Annotated in this window: 15 protein-coding genes; 8 read left to right on the plus strand and 7 right to left on the minus strand. The window is 71.7% G+C overall.

Annotated elements, in window-relative coordinates:
- Positions 1 to 78 precede the first annotated feature (78 nt).
- Positions 79 to 1,665 (plus strand): MDR family MFS transporter, encoded by a 1,587-nt coding sequence (locus AB0C15_RS05575; protein ID WP_357348986.1) that lies wholly within the window; start codon positions 79 to 81, stop codon positions 1,663 to 1,665.
- A 111-nt stretch (positions 1,666 to 1,776) separates the two neighbouring features.
- On the opposite strand, the gene AB0C15_RS05580 is transcribed toward AB0C15_RS05575, so the two are convergent.
- The gene (locus tag AB0C15_RS05580; protein WP_357348988.1) at positions 1,777 to 3,606 is read right to left on the minus strand and encodes a tetratricopeptide repeat protein; all 1,830 of its coding nucleotides are present in this window, start codon (positions 3,604 to 3,606) and stop codon (positions 1,777 to 1,779) included.
- A gap of 189 nt (positions 3,607 to 3,795) precedes the next feature.
- Between AB0C15_RS05580 and AB0C15_RS05585 the strand changes: the two genes are divergently transcribed.
- Positions 3,796 to 4,827 carry an SIS domain-containing protein gene (locus AB0C15_RS05585; RefSeq protein ID WP_357348990.1) on the plus strand — a complete coding sequence of 344 codons (1,032 nt, stop codon included), beginning with the start codon at positions 3,796 to 3,798 and terminating at the stop codon, positions 4,825 to 4,827.
- 25 nt (positions 4,828 to 4,852) lie between these two features.
- The gene (locus AB0C15_RS05590) at positions 4,853 to 6,445 is read left to right on the plus strand and encodes a histidine kinase N-terminal domain-containing protein (RefSeq protein WP_357348992.1); all 1,593 of its coding nucleotides are present in this window, start codon (positions 4,853 to 4,855) and stop codon (positions 6,443 to 6,445) included.
- Positions 6,446 to 6,594: 149 nt separating this feature from the next.
- Here the strand turns inward: AB0C15_RS05590 and AB0C15_RS05595 are convergent, their stop codons facing one another.
- On the minus strand, positions 6,595 to 8,085 hold the full coding sequence (locus AB0C15_RS05595) for a glycosyltransferase family 39 protein (RefSeq protein WP_357348994.1): 1,491 nt from the start codon (positions 8,083 to 8,085) through the stop codon (positions 6,595 to 6,597).
- 452 nt (positions 8,086 to 8,537) lie between these two features.
- Here AB0C15_RS05595 and AB0C15_RS05600 point away from each other — a divergent pair, with 452 nt between their 5' ends.
- The 4 genes from AB0C15_RS05600 to AB0C15_RS05615 are packed head-to-tail and all read left to right on the plus strand — an operon-like array spanning position 8,538 to position 11,951.
- Complete coding sequence (locus tag AB0C15_RS05600) at positions 8,538 to 10,250, plus strand: nitrite/sulfite reductase (protein WP_357348996.1); 1,713 nt, start codon at positions 8,538 to 8,540, stop codon at positions 10,248 to 10,250.
- Complete coding sequence (locus AB0C15_RS05605) at positions 10,247 to 10,408, plus strand: hypothetical protein (protein WP_165435836.1); 162 nt, start codon at positions 10,247 to 10,249, stop codon at positions 10,406 to 10,408. Before AB0C15_RS05600 ends, AB0C15_RS05605 begins: the two co-directional genes overlap by 4 nt.
- Entirely contained in the window at positions 10,405 to 11,166 is a 762-nt protein-coding gene (locus AB0C15_RS05610; RefSeq protein ID WP_357348998.1) for a phosphoadenylyl-sulfate reductase, read from the plus strand. The genes AB0C15_RS05605 and AB0C15_RS05610 overlap by 4 nt, the downstream gene beginning before the upstream one ends.
- A 53-nt stretch (positions 11,167 to 11,219) precedes the next feature.
- Positions 11,220 to 11,951: a CbiX/SirB N-terminal domain-containing protein gene (locus tag AB0C15_RS05615; protein WP_357349332.1), complete on the plus strand. Its 732-nt coding sequence runs from the start codon at positions 11,220 to 11,222 to the stop codon at positions 11,949 to 11,951.
- A gap of 85 nt (positions 11,952 to 12,036) precedes the next feature.
- Here AB0C15_RS05615 and AB0C15_RS05620 read toward each other — a convergent pair whose 3' ends face one another.
- On the minus strand, positions 12,037 to 12,294 hold the full coding sequence (locus tag AB0C15_RS05620) for a WhiB family transcriptional regulator (protein WP_088950012.1): 258 nt from the start codon (positions 12,292 to 12,294) through the stop codon (positions 12,037 to 12,039).
- Between the two features lie 447 nt (positions 12,295 to 12,741).
- The gene (locus tag AB0C15_RS05625; RefSeq protein WP_357349000.1) at positions 12,742 to 13,692 is read right to left on the minus strand and encodes a diacylglycerol kinase family protein; all 951 of its coding nucleotides are present in this window, start codon (positions 13,690 to 13,692) and stop codon (positions 12,742 to 12,744) included.
- Positions 13,693 to 13,735: 43 nt separating this feature from the next.
- On the opposite strand from AB0C15_RS05625, the gene AB0C15_RS05630 reads away from it, so the two are divergent.
- Complete coding sequence (locus tag AB0C15_RS05630; RefSeq protein WP_357349002.1) at positions 13,736 to 14,125, plus strand: hypothetical protein; 390 nt, start codon at positions 13,736 to 13,738, stop codon at positions 14,123 to 14,125.
- Positions 14,126 to 14,147: 22 nt separating this feature from the next.
- On the opposite strand, the gene AB0C15_RS05635 is transcribed toward AB0C15_RS05630, so the two are convergent.
- From AB0C15_RS05635 to sodN, 3 genes are read right to left on the minus strand one after another with little or no spacing between them, the layout of a single operon-like run.
- On the minus strand, positions 14,148 to 14,555 hold the full coding sequence (locus AB0C15_RS05635) for an ATP-binding protein (RefSeq protein ID WP_357349004.1): 408 nt from the start codon (positions 14,553 to 14,555) through the stop codon (positions 14,148 to 14,150).
- Positions 14,556 to 14,587: 32 nt separating this feature from the next.
- A complete protein-coding gene (locus tag AB0C15_RS05640; protein WP_357349006.1) occupies positions 14,588 to 15,109 on the minus strand; it encodes a GNAT family N-acetyltransferase in 522 nt (173 codons plus the stop codon).
- Positions 15,106 to 15,510: a superoxide dismutase, Ni gene (gene sodN / locus AB0C15_RS05645; RefSeq protein ID WP_030490383.1), complete on the minus strand. Its 405-nt coding sequence runs from the start codon at positions 15,508 to 15,510 to the stop codon at positions 15,106 to 15,108. Before sodN ends, AB0C15_RS05640 begins: the two co-directional genes overlap by 4 nt.
- Between the last annotated feature and the right edge of the window lie 29 nt (positions 15,511 to 15,539).

Here is a 15,539-nt window from a genome sequence, read left to right on the forward strand (position 1 = left end):
ACCCAACTTACCGTGCGGCTAGTAAGGTGACTAGCCGGGCGGCAAGTAAGTACGACAATCCTCGGGGGGAGCTTACCCATGACTCAAACACCACAGGCCGGCACGCGACCCAACAACATACGGGTGGTGCTGTTCGGTCTGATGATCGCGATGATGCTCGCGATGCTCGACAACATGATCGTCAGCACGGCGCTACCGCGGATCGTGAACGAGTTCGGCGGCCTCAACCACTTCACCTGGGTGGTCACCGCGTACGTGCTGGGCACCACCGTCTCCACCCCCATCTGGGGCAAGCTCGGAGACCTCTACGGCCGTAAGTCGGTCTTCCTGACCTCGGTCGTCGTCTTCCTCGTCGGCTCGGCCCTCTGCGGCATGGCCGGCTCCGGCATGCTCGGTGGCCCGGAGGACGGCATGGTCCAGCTCATCGCCTTCCGGGCCGTGCAGGGCCTCGGCGCCGGTGGCCTCATGGTCGGCGTGATGGCGATCATCGGTGACCTGGTCCCGCCCCGCGAGCGTGGGCGCTACCAGGGCATGATCGCCGGCATCATGGCCATCGCCATGGTCGCCGGACCGCTTGTCGGTGGCTTCATCACCGACCACCTCTCCTGGCGCTGGGCGTTCTACGTGAACCTGCCGCTTGGCGGTGTCGCGCTGCTCGTGCTGATCACCACCATGCACCTGCCGAAGTACCGCACCGAGCACCGGATCGACTGGCTCGGCGCCGGGCTGCTCTCGATCGGCATCACCGCGATCGTGCTCGTCACCACCTGGGGCGGCAACGAGTACGACTGGACGTCCCCGCAGATCTTCGGCCTGGCCGTGCTGGCTGTCGTCGCGTTGGTGGCGTTCGGCCTCGTGGAGCGCCGGGTGCAGGAGCCGATCCTGCCGTTGGGGCTCTTCGCCAACCGCAACTTCGCGTTGATCTCGGTGATCGGCTTCCTGCTCGGCTTCGCGATGTTCGGCGCGATGAACTTCCTGCCGCTGTACCAGCAGACCGTGCAGGGCGCGTCGGCGACAAACAGTGGTCTGCTGCTGCTGCCCCTGATGTTCGGCATGCTCGTCGTCTCGCTCGTCGTCGGCCGGGCGATCACCAAGAACGGCAGGTACCGGGCGTACCCGATCATCGGTGGTGTGGTGATGGCCGGCGGCATGGTGCTGCTGTCCATGCTCGACACCAACACCAGCAAGCTGACGTCGTCGCTCTACATGGTGGTGCTCGGCGTCGGCATGGGCTTCCTCATGCAGACGTCGATGCTGATCGCGCAGAACAGCGTCGAGCAGAAGGACCTCGGCGCGGCCAGCGGTGCGGCGACGTTCTTCCGGTCCATCGGCGGATCGTTCGGCATCTCGTTGTTCGGCGCGATCTTCGCCAACCGGCTGGCCAACTCCGAGGGCGGCCGGGCCTTCGGCGGCGATTCCGGCGGCGGCGGGGTCGATCTGGACAAGCTCAAGGAGCTGCCCGCGCAGGCGCGCGAGTTGGTGCTCGGTGGTCTCGCCGACGCGATCTCGCACGTCTTCCTCTGGGCGGTGCTGTTCACGGTCGTGATCCCGGTGCTTGCCTGGTTCATCAAGGAGATCCCGCTGCGCACCGCGAACGAGGCACCGCCGCAGGCCACCCCGGAGGAGGACGCCGAGGTCGCCCTCGGCAAGGCCCCCGTCGGGTAAACCCACCTTCCCCCCGCGATCTTGCACTTTGTGCGGGTGCACAAGCCCTGTTTGCGACAAAGCGCCAACAGTAAGTGCAAGATCGCGGGGGAAGGGGTGGGGCGGGGCGGGTCAGCTGCGGCGGTTCAGGCGTTGCCAGAGGCGGCGCAGCGGGTTGCGGGGGCTGGGAAGCCTGGGTTTGTGGGCGTTCAGCAGCTCGGTGGCCAGCGTGGCCGTCGCCGGGTCCAACTGCGGAGCGGCGAGCGCCAGGTGCGCCAGCGAGACAGCGATCGGAACCGGTCGGGTCCGTGCCACGGCAGCCGCGTCGGCAAGCCGCTCCGCCACCACCCGGGCCACGTCCGGGCGCACCGCGGGATCCACCCAGGCGGCCGTGACCAGGGCGAACAGCGCCGCCTCGGTGACCCAGTCCTCGACGCCCCAGATCAGATCGAGCAGCACCCGGCGTCGGGTCGAGCCCTCCCACGGCTCGTCGGTGCGGTGGTGCAGCAGCCCGAGACAGGCCCACACCTGCACACCACGGACCCACACCGACGGGTCGTGGGCCGCCAACAGTCGACCCACCGCGTTGGCCGGCGCCGGTGGCGGATGCACAAGCAGGCCGAGCAGGTCGGCCAGGTCGAGCCCGGCCAACCCGACCGCCGCGTCGTACGCCGCCGGTGGGTGCGCCCACGCCGGGTGGGCGACCTGCCCGATCCGTTCGACGGCCGCCGCCGAGGGTGCCGCCAGCGCGGGCGTGGGGACGGCGTCCACGTAGTGCCACAATCGCTGAGCGGACGCCCGTCGGGGCTCGCGCGGGTCGGGCTCAGGTGCGCCGACGACCTCGATCCGCAGCCCGGGAGCGGTGGAGATCGCTGTCCCGACCGCGCTCGGCGGGGCGGCGGCGGGTAGGCGTACCTCGGCGCCCAGGCCGTTGTCGTCATCGGCCACCGCCTGGCGCATCGCGTCGAGCAGGGGCCCGCCGGCCGGGGTGAGCTGGCCCAGCCAGGGCCGCCCCCGGCAGCACTGGGCCAGGTCGCCGTGCTCGTGGCTGTCGTCCGGGTGGTCGCGCACGAAGTCGGCGAGCGCGACCAGGTGGGCGAGGTCGCCGTCGCGGAGGTGCCGTAGCCGGTGCGCGGTGTGCACCGCGCAGTCGAACGACGGGTCACGCGCCAGCGCCCGCTCGGTCCACTCCAACGCCTCGTCCAGCCGGCCGATCTCGGCCAGGGTGCCGGCGATGTCCGCGTAGATCGCCAGGTCGTCGGGGTCCAGCTTGACGGCCCGACCGAGGGCCGCGAGGCCGTCGCGGGTCCGGCCCGAGCTGCGGTACGCGTACCCGAGCCACACCTCGCCCATCTTCGAGGGCTGCGCGCGTACCCCCCGGGTGGCCCAGCGGACCGCCAGCTCGACCTCGCCGAGGCGCCGAGCCAGCGCGGACGCCGCGCCCAGCAGCAGGCCGTGGTCGGGGTGCACGGTGGCCGCGTTGCGGGCGAGCGTCAGGTACGGGGTCAGCGGGGCCCGGCCGACCCTCGGCACCGGGTCGGGCAGCGCGGCACACACCTGCATGAGGACGCGGGCGACGTGCTCCGGGTCCAGTCGTTCGGCCAGCTCGGGTGCGGTGACCCAGGGCACGCCGGCCCACTCGGTGCTGGGCGCGTACGCGGTCGCCGCGGCCAGCAGTTCCAGCCCTTCGGCGGGGCGGCCGGCGGTGGCCAGCAGGTGGGCGCGGGCGACGACCGCACCGACGAAGGTGTGGTGGTTGAGGGGGAAGAGGTCGAGGCCCCCACCGTTCGTCGCGGCGAGCCGGGCCAGCGCCTCGTGCACCTCGGGGAGGGTGGGAGCCTGCGCCAGGGCCCCGGCGAGGTGGCCGGCGGCGTGGTGCAGGTCGCCCTCGTCGAGGGCCAGCCGGGCCAGCGCCAGCTCCTCCGTCGCGGAGAGCGCGGGGTCGTCCGTTCCCTCGGGCACGTCGTCCTCTCGTCCGGGCTAGACCGGGTACATCGGGGAAAGCGTAGTTGATATTGAGATCAACTGGTGATCACCTGCGCAGTCCTGCTCGTTAGATTGCTGAGACACGCTTAAAAGTGCAAGACTGAGCAAGAATCGCGCGGCAACCGCGCAGGGGGAGGGGTTTCCGTGACACGTGCAGGGGCTGGAATGGCCGCCGACATCGACGAGCAGCCGGCTGGCTACGCGCGCCTGCTCTCCGCCGCAAACGCCGCCGAGATCGCCCGGGTGGCGGCGGTCATCGCCGAACGTCGGCCGCGGCACGTGGTCTTCACCGCGCGGGGCACCTCCGATCACGCGGCGCTCTACGGGGCCTACCTGACCGAGATCCGGCTCGGCCTGCCCGCCGGGCTCGCCTCGCCAAGCGTCGTCACCCTGTTCGGTGGCCGGCCCGACCTGTCCGACGCGCTCGTCGTCGGAGTCAGCCAGAGTGGCGGCTCGCCCGACCTGGCCGAGGTGCTGCGCGCCGCCCGAGCATCCGGCGCGCTGACCCTCGCGGTGACCAACGCCCCCGACTCGCCCCTGGTCGACGTGGCCGAGCTGAGCGTCGACATCGCCGCCGGGCACGAGCGCGCGGTGGCCGCCACCAAGACGTACACCGCCGAGTTGCTCGCCCTGCTGATGCTCGTGGAGGGGATCCGGGCCGGCGACGGTGTGCTGCCGAAGGCCGAACGGGAGGCGCTCGACATGCTGCCCGAGCTGGCCACCCGCACCCTGGCCGACGGCACCCCGGCCCAGCTCGCGCCCCGCTACCGCTTCGCCCGTCAGCTCGTCACCACCGGCCGGGGGTACGCGTACCCGACCGCACGGGAGGCCGCGCTCAAGCTGATGGAGACGTCGTACCTGCCGGCGCTCGCCTTCTCCGGGGCCGACCTCCTGCACGGTCCGCTCGCGATGACCGACCCGGAGGTCCCGGTGCTGGCCGTGGTCGGCTCCGGCCCCGGCGGGCGGTCGATGGGAGAGGTGCTGCCCCGCCTCGGTGAACGTCGCGCCGACGTCGTGGTGGTCGGCTCCGCCGACGTGCCGGGCGCCACCCGGCTGGCCGTCCCCGAGGTCGACGAGCGGTACGCACCGCTGCTGGACATCCTGCCGATGCAGCGGTTGGCCCTCGCCCTCGCCCTCACCCGAGGCGAGGACCCGGACGCGCCGCGCGGGTTGAAGAAGGTCACCGCGACGATGTGAGGCGCGGCGTGGCACCCTGGTCATCGTGTCCACGCTGCGCGACCTCGCCGAGGAGCACACCCATCTCCGTCCGGCCGACATCGACCACCTGCACCGGATCGCCGGCGACTGGCAACTGCTCTCCGATCTCTCCTTCGCTGACCTGCTGCTCTGGGTGCCCGTCGACGCCGACGGCACGTTCCTCTGCGTCGCCCAGGTTCGTCCGACCACCGCGCCGACCGCCTACCAGGACGACCAGGTGGGCCGGATCGTCGGCGGCTCGGAGGTCGCCCACCTCGGGGTGGCGTACTCCCAGGGCCGGATCTGGCGCGAGGGCGACCCGGTCTGGTACGGCGACGTACCGGCCCGGCACGAGGCGATCCCGGTCCGGCTGCGTACCGCCGAGGGGGAGGCCGGCGAGGTGATCGCCGTGGTGGGACGGGACACCAACCTGTCCACCGCGCGTACGCCCAGCCAACTGGAACTCAACTACCTCACCACGGCCGACGACCTGGCGCAGATGATCGCCGACGGCACCTTCCCGCCGCCGAGGCATCCCGGCGAGACCACCTCCGCGCCCCGGGTAGGTGACGGTCTGGTCCGGCTCGATGCCGGCGGCAAGGTCACCTACGCGAGCCCGAACGCGCAGTCCGCGTACCGCCGACTGGGGTACGCCTCCCACCTCGTGGGGGAGGACCTGGCCGCGCTGCACCGCCGGCTGGCCGGCGATCCGTTGGAGGGCACCGAGGCGGCGAACGGCATCCTGGCCGCGCTGCGTGGCGAGGGACCGCCGCGACGGGAGATCGACGCGCGGGGCGCCACGATGCTCACCCGGGCGCTGCCGTTGATGCCGGCCGGGGTGCCGATCGGAGCGCTGGTGCTGGTACGGGACATCACCGAGGTCCGCCGCCGGGACCGGGCCCTGATCACCAAGGACGCCACGATCCGGGAGATCCACCACCGGGTGAAGAACAACCTCCAGACGGTGGCCGCGCTGCTGCGTTTGCAGGCCCGCCGGGTGGCGATGCCGGAAGCGCGGGTCGCGCTCGAGGAGTCGGTCCGTCGGGTCGCCTCGATCGCCCTGGTGCACGAGACACTCTCGATGTCCAGCGACGAGGCGGTGGAGTTCGACGGCATCGTCGACCGGGTGGCCAGCGCGGCGACCGAGGTCGCGGCCACCGAGGTGAGCGTCGGCATGCGGCGGCGGGGCAGCTTCGGGGTGCTGCCGGCGGAGATCGCCACCTCACTGGTGATGGTCCTCAACGAGTTGCTGCTCAACGCCGTCGAGCACGGCTTCCCGCCGGCCGACGAGGCGGATGAGCTACCCGTGCCCGCGCCCTCCGGCATGGTGCCGGTCGCCGCTCCCGAGGTCGACCCGTCGTTGCGACCCGAGGTGGTGGTCTCGGCGCACCGGTTCCGCAAGATGCTGCACGTCTCGGTGACCGACAACGGGCGTGGCCTACCCGCCGACTTCGACGCCGAACGCGGCAGCCGGCTCGGCCTCCAGATCGTCCGAGCCCTGATCACCGGAGAGCTGCGCGGCACCATCGAACTGCGCGCCGGCGCCAACGGCGGCACCGAGGCCGTGCTTGCCGTCCCGCTGGCCCGCACCGCTCAGGACGGTCGCTCCCAACCCTGACCCGCCCTGCCGCCTCCGATGGGACGGGGTCCGCAGCGAGAGCGAATGTCGGGATGGGCGTGATGCCTCTCAGTCATCAGGATGACTGAGAGGCATCAGGCGCATCGAGGTGGGCGGGCCCGGTCGCCGGCCGGCACCCCGGGGTCGGGTCAGCGGTCGGGGCGGCTGGTCAGCAGGGCGACGGTCAGGCCGGGGCGCTGCCAGACCTGGGTGACGGTGAAGTCCGCACGCAGCGCGTCGCCCTTGGCATCGGGCACGGTGGCCAGGGGCTGGGCGTGTCGACCGGAGACGACGAGCCACACCCGTGTCGTACCGGCGAGGCACTGTGCCGGCTGCGGGCACTCGGCGGCCCACAGGTCGCCGCGACGCACCTCGTCCTCGGTGACCAGCACGTCGCGCGGCGGGTCGTCGAGGTGGTACTCGATGCCGAGGTCGAGAAAGAGCCAGCTGTGCCGGGGTGAGTAGACCACCGCGTCCCCCGGGCGCTGACCGTCGGCGATCACCCGCGCCGCCCCGGCGTAGTCCACCGGCGCGCTGCGCGGCCACTCGTGGGTCCGTCGCAGCGCGGCCTGGTCGGGTAGGCCGAGCAGGCCGGCCAGGACCACCACGACGAGGGCGGCCGGCGCGGCCACCGCGGCCAGCGCCGCGCCCGCCAGCAGGCACGCGAAGGGCACCACGAACACCAGGTATCGGGGCACCCACAGGGGTACCACGGTGCCGGCGACGAAGAGCAGCAGTACGGGCAGCAGCACCGCGCTGACCGGCAGCAGGGCGCGACGCCCGAGCCGGGCCGCGCCCAGCGCGGCGACCCCGACCAGCAGGCCACCGACCACACCGCTCTGGGTGACGCCGCCGGGCAGCGCGGTCAGGTCGTCCAATCGGGCCAAGTGCACCCAGTTCAACTGCCGGGACTGCTGGGTCCGGGCCTTGACCAGCAGCGGGCCGGCAAGCAGCGCGACCGGCACCACCGCGACCAGCCACCGCCACACCCGCCGGTCCCGTGCACCCGTGGGATCGGCCGCAGCCGGGCCGCGCCACCAGGCGATGACGACGACAAGTGCGTGGGCGGCGAGCAGGGTGAGCGCGATCAGGTGGATGAGCCCGAGGGCGGCGACGGCGGCGGCGTAACCGGCCCAACGGGCCCAGCTCGGGCGACGCAGCGCGGTCACCAGCAGCACCGTGGCGAGCACGGCGAGCATGGTGGCCAGCGCGTACGGGCGAGCCTCCTGCCCGTACCGGGAGGTGCCGGGGAGCACCGCGAACAGCAGCCCGGCGAAGAGACCGGCACGCCGGTCGGCGAGTTGGGCACCGAGCACGGCGAGCAGCCCGGCGGCCACGGTCATCGCGACCACCGCCGGTGCGCGCAGGGCGATCGTGGAGTCGCCGACGAGAGTGGTCCAGCCGTGCATGAGCAGGTAGTACGGCCCGGTGGCGGCGTCGATGGTGCCGGCCAGCCGGGCCAGGTCACCGGGCGACCGGGTGGCCGCGCTCCACGTCGCCAGCTCGTCGCGCCAGAGCTGGGCCGAGCCCAGCCCGGTCACTGTCACCACCAGGGTCACCAGCGCCGGGGGCAGCCAGACCGGCAGGCGGCGCAGGTTCTCCCACACCGCCCCGCCCGACCTCTCGGACAATTGCCCCACGGTCCGAGCCTGCCACGGCCACCCCCTCCATGGGCGTCAGCCGGCGACCGCGTCGCACCACCTCACCACGCTGCGGGACAACGGCCTGATCGCCGGCGTCCGACAGGGGCGGGTGGTGCGTTACGCCCGAACTGTCCTCGGTGACCAACTGGTTGGCTGAGCGCTGGCCCGTGATGTGGGATCCCGCACGCGGACATTGGCCGGCCCCCTTGGGGTGTGGCAGCATGGGCCCATGACCGCCGCAGTCGTCCGCCGCTTCGTGGCACGCCGCCACGTCGATTACGGCCGCGTGCGCAGCGCGATCTGTCCGGCCTACTGACGACGCCCGACCAATCCGTCTCGGGCGCGCTCCGCGCCGGCTGTCTGAAGACACCGTTGTCCCGCCCGCTCGCGCGGGCCGGCCGCCGCGCCCCGCGTATCCCGAGGCACAGCAGACAACGGAGGACGCCGCGATGGCGGTCAGCAGCATCCCGGCCCGTTCCGAGGACCCGACGGCTCGCCCGACCCGAGCGCCGCGCCGGCCACGGGGTGAGGGTCAGTGGGCGCTCGGCCACCGCGAGCCGCTCAACCCCAACGAGCGGATCAAGAAGGACGACGACCCGCTCAACGTCCGGGCCCGGATCGAGAACATCTACGCGCACCGCGGCTTCGCCTCCATCGACCCGCAGGACCTGCGGGGTCGGTTCCGCTGGTGGGGCCTCTACACCCAGCGCAAGGCGGGCATCGACGGCGGGCGCACCGCCGTGCTGGAGCCGCACGAGCTGGAGGACGAGTTCTTCATGCTCCGGGTCCGCATCGACGGCGGGCAGCTCAGCCTGGCCCAGCTTCGGGTGATCGCGGACATCTCCCGGGAGTTCGCCCGGGACACCGCCGACATCACCGACCGGCAGAACATCCAGTACCACTGGATCCGGGTCGAGGACATGCCGGAGATCTGGCGTCGACTGGAGTCGGTCGGCCTGCAGACCACCGAGGCGTGCGGTGACTGCCCGCGGATCGTGCTGGGCAGCCCGGTCGCCGGAGTGGCCCGCGACGAGCTGCTCGACCCGACCCCGGCGGTCGACGAGATCGTCTCCCGGTACGTCGGTGACAAGCAGTTCTCCAACCTGCCCCGCAAGTTCAAGACGTCGATCTCCTGGCTGGTGGACACCCCGTACGAGTCGAACGACATCGCCTTCCTCGGCGTCGACCACCCCGAGCACGGGCCCGGCTTCGACGTCTGGGTGGGCGGGGGTCTCTCCACCAACCCGATGCTCGCCAAGCGGCTGGGCGTCTGGGTGCCGCTGGCCGAGGTGCCCGACGTGTGGGCCGGGGTGGTCGGGATCTTCCGCGACTACGGCTACCGCCGGCTGCGTAACCGCGCGCGGTTGAAGTTCCTGGTGGCCGACTGGGGCGTGGAGCGCTTCCGCGAGGTACTGGAGAAGGAGTACCTCGGCCGCACGCTGCTCGACGGTCCGGCGCCGATCCTGCCGTCGAAGCCGGTCGACCACGTGGGCGTGCACGAGCAGGCCGACGGGCGGCACTACGTGGGCGCCGCCCCGGTGGTCGGGCGGGTGTCCGGCGCGCAGCTCAGCCAGCTGGCCGACGTGGTCGAGGCGCACGGCAGCGACCGGGTGCGGCTCACCCCGTACCAGAAGCTGCTGGTGCTCGACGTGCCGTCGGAGCGGACGGAGTCGCTCGTCGACGCGCTGCGCGGGATCGGCCTGGAGGCCCGGCCGTCCGCCTGGCGGCGCGGCACGATGGCGTGCACCGGCATCGAGTACTGCAAGCTCGCCATCGTCGAGACCAAGGCCCGCGGCGAGGAGCTGGTGGCCCGGCTGGAGCAGCGGCTGCGCGACTTCGACGCGGACATCTCGATCCACATCAACGGCTGCCCGAACGCGTGCGCCCGCACCCAGGTGGCCGACATCGGGCTCAAGGGTCAACTGGTGGTCGGCCCGGACGGCCGCCAGGTCGAGGGTTTCCAGGTGCACCTGGGCGGCGGGTTGGGCATGGCGCAGGGGCAGACCGCCGGGTTCGGTCGCAAGCTGCGCGGTCTGAAGACCACCGCCGAGGAGCTTCCGGAGTACGTGGAGCGGCTGGCCCTCCGCTACCTGGCCGGTCGGAGCGAGGGCGAGACGTTCGCCAACTGGGTGATCAGAGTCGACGAGGAGGAACTGCGGTGAGCAGCGAGAACCGAGCGGCACCCCTGTACTGCCCGTACTGCGGCGAGGAGGACCTGCGGCCGCACGAGGCGGGGCACGGCGCCTGGGAGTGCCACGCCTGCACCCGGGTCTTCTCGGTGAAGTTCACCGGGCTGCTCAGCCGGGCGGTGACCTCATGAGTCTCGTCTCGGCCGCGAACCTGCGCCTGGTCGGTCCGGGTGGCTCGACGCCGGCCGACCCGGCCCGGCGCAGCCCGGACGAGCTGCGGGTCCTGGCCGAGCGGGCAGCTCGGGACCTGGAGGGCGCACCGGCGTTGGAGATCGCCCGCTGGGCGGCGCAGACCTTCGGTGCGCGGTTCTGCGTGACCAGCTCGATGGCCGACGCCGTGCTGGCGCACCTGGTCTCCCGGGTGGCCCCCGGGGTGGACGTGGTCTTCCTCGACACCGGGCTGCACTTCCCCGAGACGCTGCGGGTCCGCGACGAGGTCGCCCGGACGCTGCCGGTGAACGTCAGGTCGATCCGGCCCCGACTCACCGTCGGCCAGCAGGACGGGCAGTACGGCCCCCGGCTGTTCAACAAGTCGCCGGACGACTGCTGCCAGCTGCGCAAGGTGGAGCCGTTGGAGCGGGCACTGACCGGGTACGACGCGTGGGCCGCCGGTCTGCGGCGGGACGAGTCGCCGAGCCGGGCCAACACTCCGGTGGTGACCTTCGACGCGCGCCGCGGCAAGGTCAAGGTCAACCCGATCGCGGCCTGGTCGCAGCAGGACGTGGACGCCTACATCGCCCGGTTCAACGTGCCGGTGAACGAACTGTTCAAGCAGGGGTACGGGTCGATCGGCTGCTGGCCGTGCACCCGCCGTACGAAGGCCGGCGAGGACGCGCGGGCCGGTCGGTGGGCCATGTTCGAGAAGACCGAGTGCGGTCTGCACGTCTGACCTCCCCGGCGACGACCCCGACCGGCCCATCGGTGGCCGGCGGGGCGGCCCCGGTGGTGCTTGTCGCGCACGGCAGTCGTGATCCACGAGCGGCCGATGCCACCCGGGCACTGGCGCGGGCGGTGTCGGCGGCCCGGCCGGGCACCCAGGTCCTGGCGAGTTGGTTGGACCACACCGAGCCGGGGCCGACCCAGGTGCTGCGTGACCTGGCGGAGGCCGGTCATCGCCGGGCGGTGCTGGTGCCGCTGCTGCTGACCGCCGCGTACCACAACCGGGTGGACATTCCGGCGGCGGTCGCCGAGGCGGCGCGGTCCGGGCCACCACTCGCGGTACGGGTGACGGACGTGCTCGGCCCGGCGGGCGACACCCCGGATGCCGCGCTGTTGGCCGGCCTGTCTCGCCGGCTGGGCGAGACGGGTCCGGGCCACTTCGACGCGTTGGTGCTCGCCGCCGCGGGCACCCGGGACGCGCGGGCACGTCGCTCGGTGGGTCGGGTCGCCGATGCGCTCGGTTCGCAGTTCGGGGTGCCGTGTCGGGTGGCGTACGCGTCGGCGGCGCCACCACTGGCCGGTGTGGCGGTGTCCCGGCTACGGGCGTCCGGCGCGCGGCGGGTCGCGGTGTCCGCGTACTTCCTGGCTCCGGGGTTGTTCCACGACGCGGTGGCGGACGCGGCCCGGGGGGCGGGTGCGGTGGCGGTGGCCGCGCCGTTGACCGACGCACCGGAGCTGGTCCAGTTGGTGCTGCGTCGGGTCGACGACCGCCCCGGGCCGGCGTCGACGGGCTGACCCGTGCCGGCCCGGTGATCCGGTGCCGGACAGCGGAACGCCCCGGCGGGCGAACCCACCGGGGCGTACAGCGTGTCGTTGGGGATCAGGCGGAGTGAGCGCGCAGCACCCGGAGACCGCCGCGCCGCTTCACGGCGCGCCGCTCCTCCTCGCTCATTCCGCCCCAGACGCCGGCGTCCTGACCAGACTCGAGTGCCCACTGGAGGCACTGGTCGGTCACGGAGCAGCGCCTGCAGACGGCCTTGGCCTGCTCGACCTGCAGGAGAGCAGGTCCAGACGTCCCGATCGGGAAGAACAGTTCCGGGTCCTCGTCGCGGCAGACACTATGGTGACGCCAGTCCATGGCGGCAACACTCCTCATTCTGGATGGGTGGCAACAATTGCTTGGTCGTGCTTTTCCTATATGCATCCGCAGTGCCGAGGTGACAGTTAGCGTTCGTCCATTCGGCAGTGCGTGAGCAGGCTGTCAGCGCCGGGGACCTGCTGGAACAGCTCAACCTGACGAGCATATCCAGCCAATGTCCCGGTAACTCAAGTTCGCTTGTGAATACTTTCACGAACAGTCGCGATGTCAAGGGTGACGCTCGGAAAAACTCCGGGCGGTGAGCAAGCCCACAACCCATTTGTCCGGATACCAGTGCTTTCCTGGTTACCCGCCGTGCCACAGTCGAGGATCAATATAGTACAGTCCGCGTGACATTGCTGACATTTCCGGCACCGTCCTCGGTGTGGCGGCGACTGTGTCGATCGGTTGTGGCCACCGCGTCGACCAAGGGCAGTACCCCGAGACCTAGCAGATTACTCTCAGTGCGGCCGGAACGGAGGTGAATCTGACTTTCTCCCGCTCGCCAAGATAGTCCCCGTCCAGCTGGAACGCCTGCGGCCGGCTGGAGACCAGCGTGAACTCCGCTGTGTCATGGAGTCGTAACACCTGACGACCGCGAGGATCAGGTTCCCGGGACAGGAACTGCGTCACCGTCCGTGTTGTGCTTGCCACCCGGAGCTGACGCAACGCCAGCACGTCGAGCCCGAGATCGAACGACGCCGCCGGGTTCGGGTTGACCTCCCGGTCGCCCAGGTACGTCCAGGGCGCCGTGTTCTGGATGATGACGGTGGCCAGCTCGGCCTCCGCCGGCTCGCCCGGACGTTCCAGGACGATCGCCGGGTGCCGCCGGTCCGAGGCGAAGAAGTACTGGTTCATGATCGACCGCAGGTAGAGCGACGGCGTGGACACCCGCCCCTTCCGTCGGGCCTGCTCCACCCGGTGGATCACCGCGGCGTCCAGGCCGAACCCGGCGCAGAAGGTGAAGTAGCGGTCGTCGGCGAGGCCCAGGCCCACCGTCCGGCTCCGGCCCAGCCGCAGCCCCTCCAGGATCATGCTCGTCGCCTCCGGCCACTCCCGGGGCAGACCCACCGCGCGGGCGAACACGTTCGTGGAGCCACCGGGGACGGTCGCCAGCGCGGGCAGTCGCTCGGCCATCGGGGCATTGCCGGTGCGAGCCGGCGGCTCGGCCGTCATCAGGCCGTTCACCACCTCGTTCACCGTGCCGTCGCCACCGAGGGTGACGACCAGGTCGACCCCCTCGGCGGCTGCCTCCCGGGCCAGCGCCACCGCGTGGCCGCGCCGACGGGTGTAGCGCACGCTGAGGTCAACTTCGCTGCGCAGCGCCCGGACAAGCACGTCCCGGCTGCGTTCGCTAGTGGTGGTGGCCTTCGGATTGACCACCAGGACGGCCCGCATGGGCGGCACTGTACCTTCCGGCAGCCCGGGTATCGTGGCGCGCGTGACCATCGACTCGGACCCGATCCCCGTCACGCTCCGCTGGGCGGCACGGCTGCTCTGGGCGGAAGCGGCCGTCGTCGGGCTGATCGCCGTCTGGCTGGTCTGGGCCGACCTCACCGCCACCCGCACCGACCTGCTGGCGGCGTTGCTGGTGACCGTGTTCGCGATCGGGGCGGCGGTGGCGCTCTGGGCGCTGGGCCGCGCGCTGTTGCGCCGTCAGGCGGGCGCACGGGCCCCCGCGATCGTGCTTCAGCTGATGCTGCTGCCGATCGGATGGTTCATGATCCAGGCTGGTCTGGGCTGGCTGGGCGTGCCGCTGATGGCGCTCGGCCTGGGCGTGGCCTGGCTGCTGGTCTGCCCTCCGACGACCCGCGCCCTCGGCTTCGAGTGACCGCGCCGGAGCGGCGGGCCGGTCAGTAGCCGCCGGAGCGGCGGGTGAGCAGCGCGATCGTGGCCCGACCGTCGGTCGACGTGGCGGACGCCGAGGTGGTCAACGCGGTGAGCACCTTCCAGGCGAAGGACGACTCGGCGGGCAGGGTGGCGCCGCGCACGGTCGGCACGGTCACCTCGACGGTCAGTGCGTCGTCGGTGACCGCGAAGCGGCACTCCAACTCGGCGTCGCGGGTGGCGATGGCGAGCAGCATGGCGCACGCCTCGTCGACGGCGATCCGCAGATCCTCGATCTCGTCGAGCGCGAACTGCAACCGGGCCGCGAGACCTGCGGTGGCGGTGCGAAGCACGCCGAGGTAGCCGCCGTCGGCGGGCACCGTGAGGTGCACCACGTCGTCGTCGGTCGCTGGCTGGCCAGTCAGTTGAGTCACGCCTCATCCCCCCGGTCGGGGACTCTACCCGGTCAGTCGCCCGTACGCGTGCCGGCGGTGGGGGCACGGTCGGCCAGCTCGCGGAGCGCGTCACCGCTGAGCCGGTAGGGAACCCACTCGTTCAGCTGCTCGGCGCCGATCGACGCGTAGAACCCGGCGGCCGGATTCCAGTTGATCATCCACCACTCCAGCCGCCGGTAACCGCGCCGTACGCAGATGTCGGCAAGGGCGGCGAGCAGCAGTCGACCGGCCCCGGTGCCCCGGGCTGCCGGCCGGACGTAGAGGTCCTCCAGGTGGATGCCGTGCACGCCGGCCCAGGTGGAGAAGTTGAGGAACCACAACGCGAAACCGACCGGCTCGTCGTGCTCGTCCACCGCCACGTGACCGAAGAGCGCCGGAGCGGGACCGTGGAGGGCCGCGCTCAACTGGTCGGTGGTGAGGTGGCACTGCTCCGGGGCGCGTTCGTACTCGGCCAACTCGTGCACCATGGCGACGACGGCCGGCACGTCCTCGGGACGTGCCGGCCGGATCGTCGGAATGACCGGAGAGGTCACGCCTTCTTGGTCTCCCAGAAGATCTTCGAGATCTCGTCGATCTTCGCGAGCAGCTTGTCGGCGGTGGCCGGGTCGAGGCTGCCCTTGACGCCACCGGCGCCGGCGAGCTTGGTGGCCTCGTTGAACAGGCTGTGCAGGTTCGGGTACTTCTCGAAGTGCGGCGGCTTGAAGTAGTCGGTCCAGAGCACCCACAGGTGGTGCTTGACCAGCTCGGCGCGCTGCTCCTTGATGATGACGGCGCGGGTGCGGAACTCCGGGTCGGTGTTCGACTGGTACTTCTCGCAGATCATTTTGACCGACTCGGCCTCGATCCGGGCCTGGGCCGGGTCGTAGACACCGCACGGCAGGTCGCAGTGAGCGCTCGCGGTGACGCGGGGCGCAAGGATGCGCGGAAGTCGCATCAGGATCCTCCATGGGAAGTTTGCGATGA

It is taken from the genome of Micromonospora sp. NPDC048835, from assembly GCF_040649995.1.
Lineage (GTDB): Bacteria > Actinomycetota > Actinomycetes > Mycobacteriales > Micromonosporaceae > Micromonospora.

Bases quoted from the DNA above. Each gene is read 5' to 3' on its own strand.
- AB0C15_RS05575 (WP_357348986.1), top strand. From the start codon at position 79: ATGACTCAAACACCACAGGCCGGCACGCGACCCAACAACATACGGGTG.
- AB0C15_RS05585 (WP_357348990.1), top strand. From the start codon at position 3,796: ATGGCCGCCGACATCGACGAGCAGCCGGCTGGCTACGCGCGCCTGCTC.
- AB0C15_RS05600 (WP_357348996.1), top strand. From the start codon at position 8,538: ATGGCGGTCAGCAGCATCCCGGCCCGTTCCGAGGACCCGACGGCTCGC.
- AB0C15_RS05610 (WP_357348998.1), top strand. From the start codon at position 10,405: ATGAGTCTCGTCTCGGCCGCGAACCTGCGCCTGGTCGGTCCGGGTGGC.
- AB0C15_RS05620 (WP_088950012.1), bottom strand. From the start codon at position 12,294: ATGGACTGGCGTCACCATAGTGTCTGCCGCGACGAGGACCCGGAACTG.
- AB0C15_RS05625 (WP_357349000.1), bottom strand. From the start codon at position 13,692: ATGCGGGCCGTCCTGGTGGTCAATCCGAAGGCCACCACCACTAGCGAA.
- sodN (WP_030490383.1), bottom strand. From the start codon at position 15,510: ATGCGACTTCCGCGCATCCTTGCGCCCCGCGTCACCGCGAGCGCTCAC.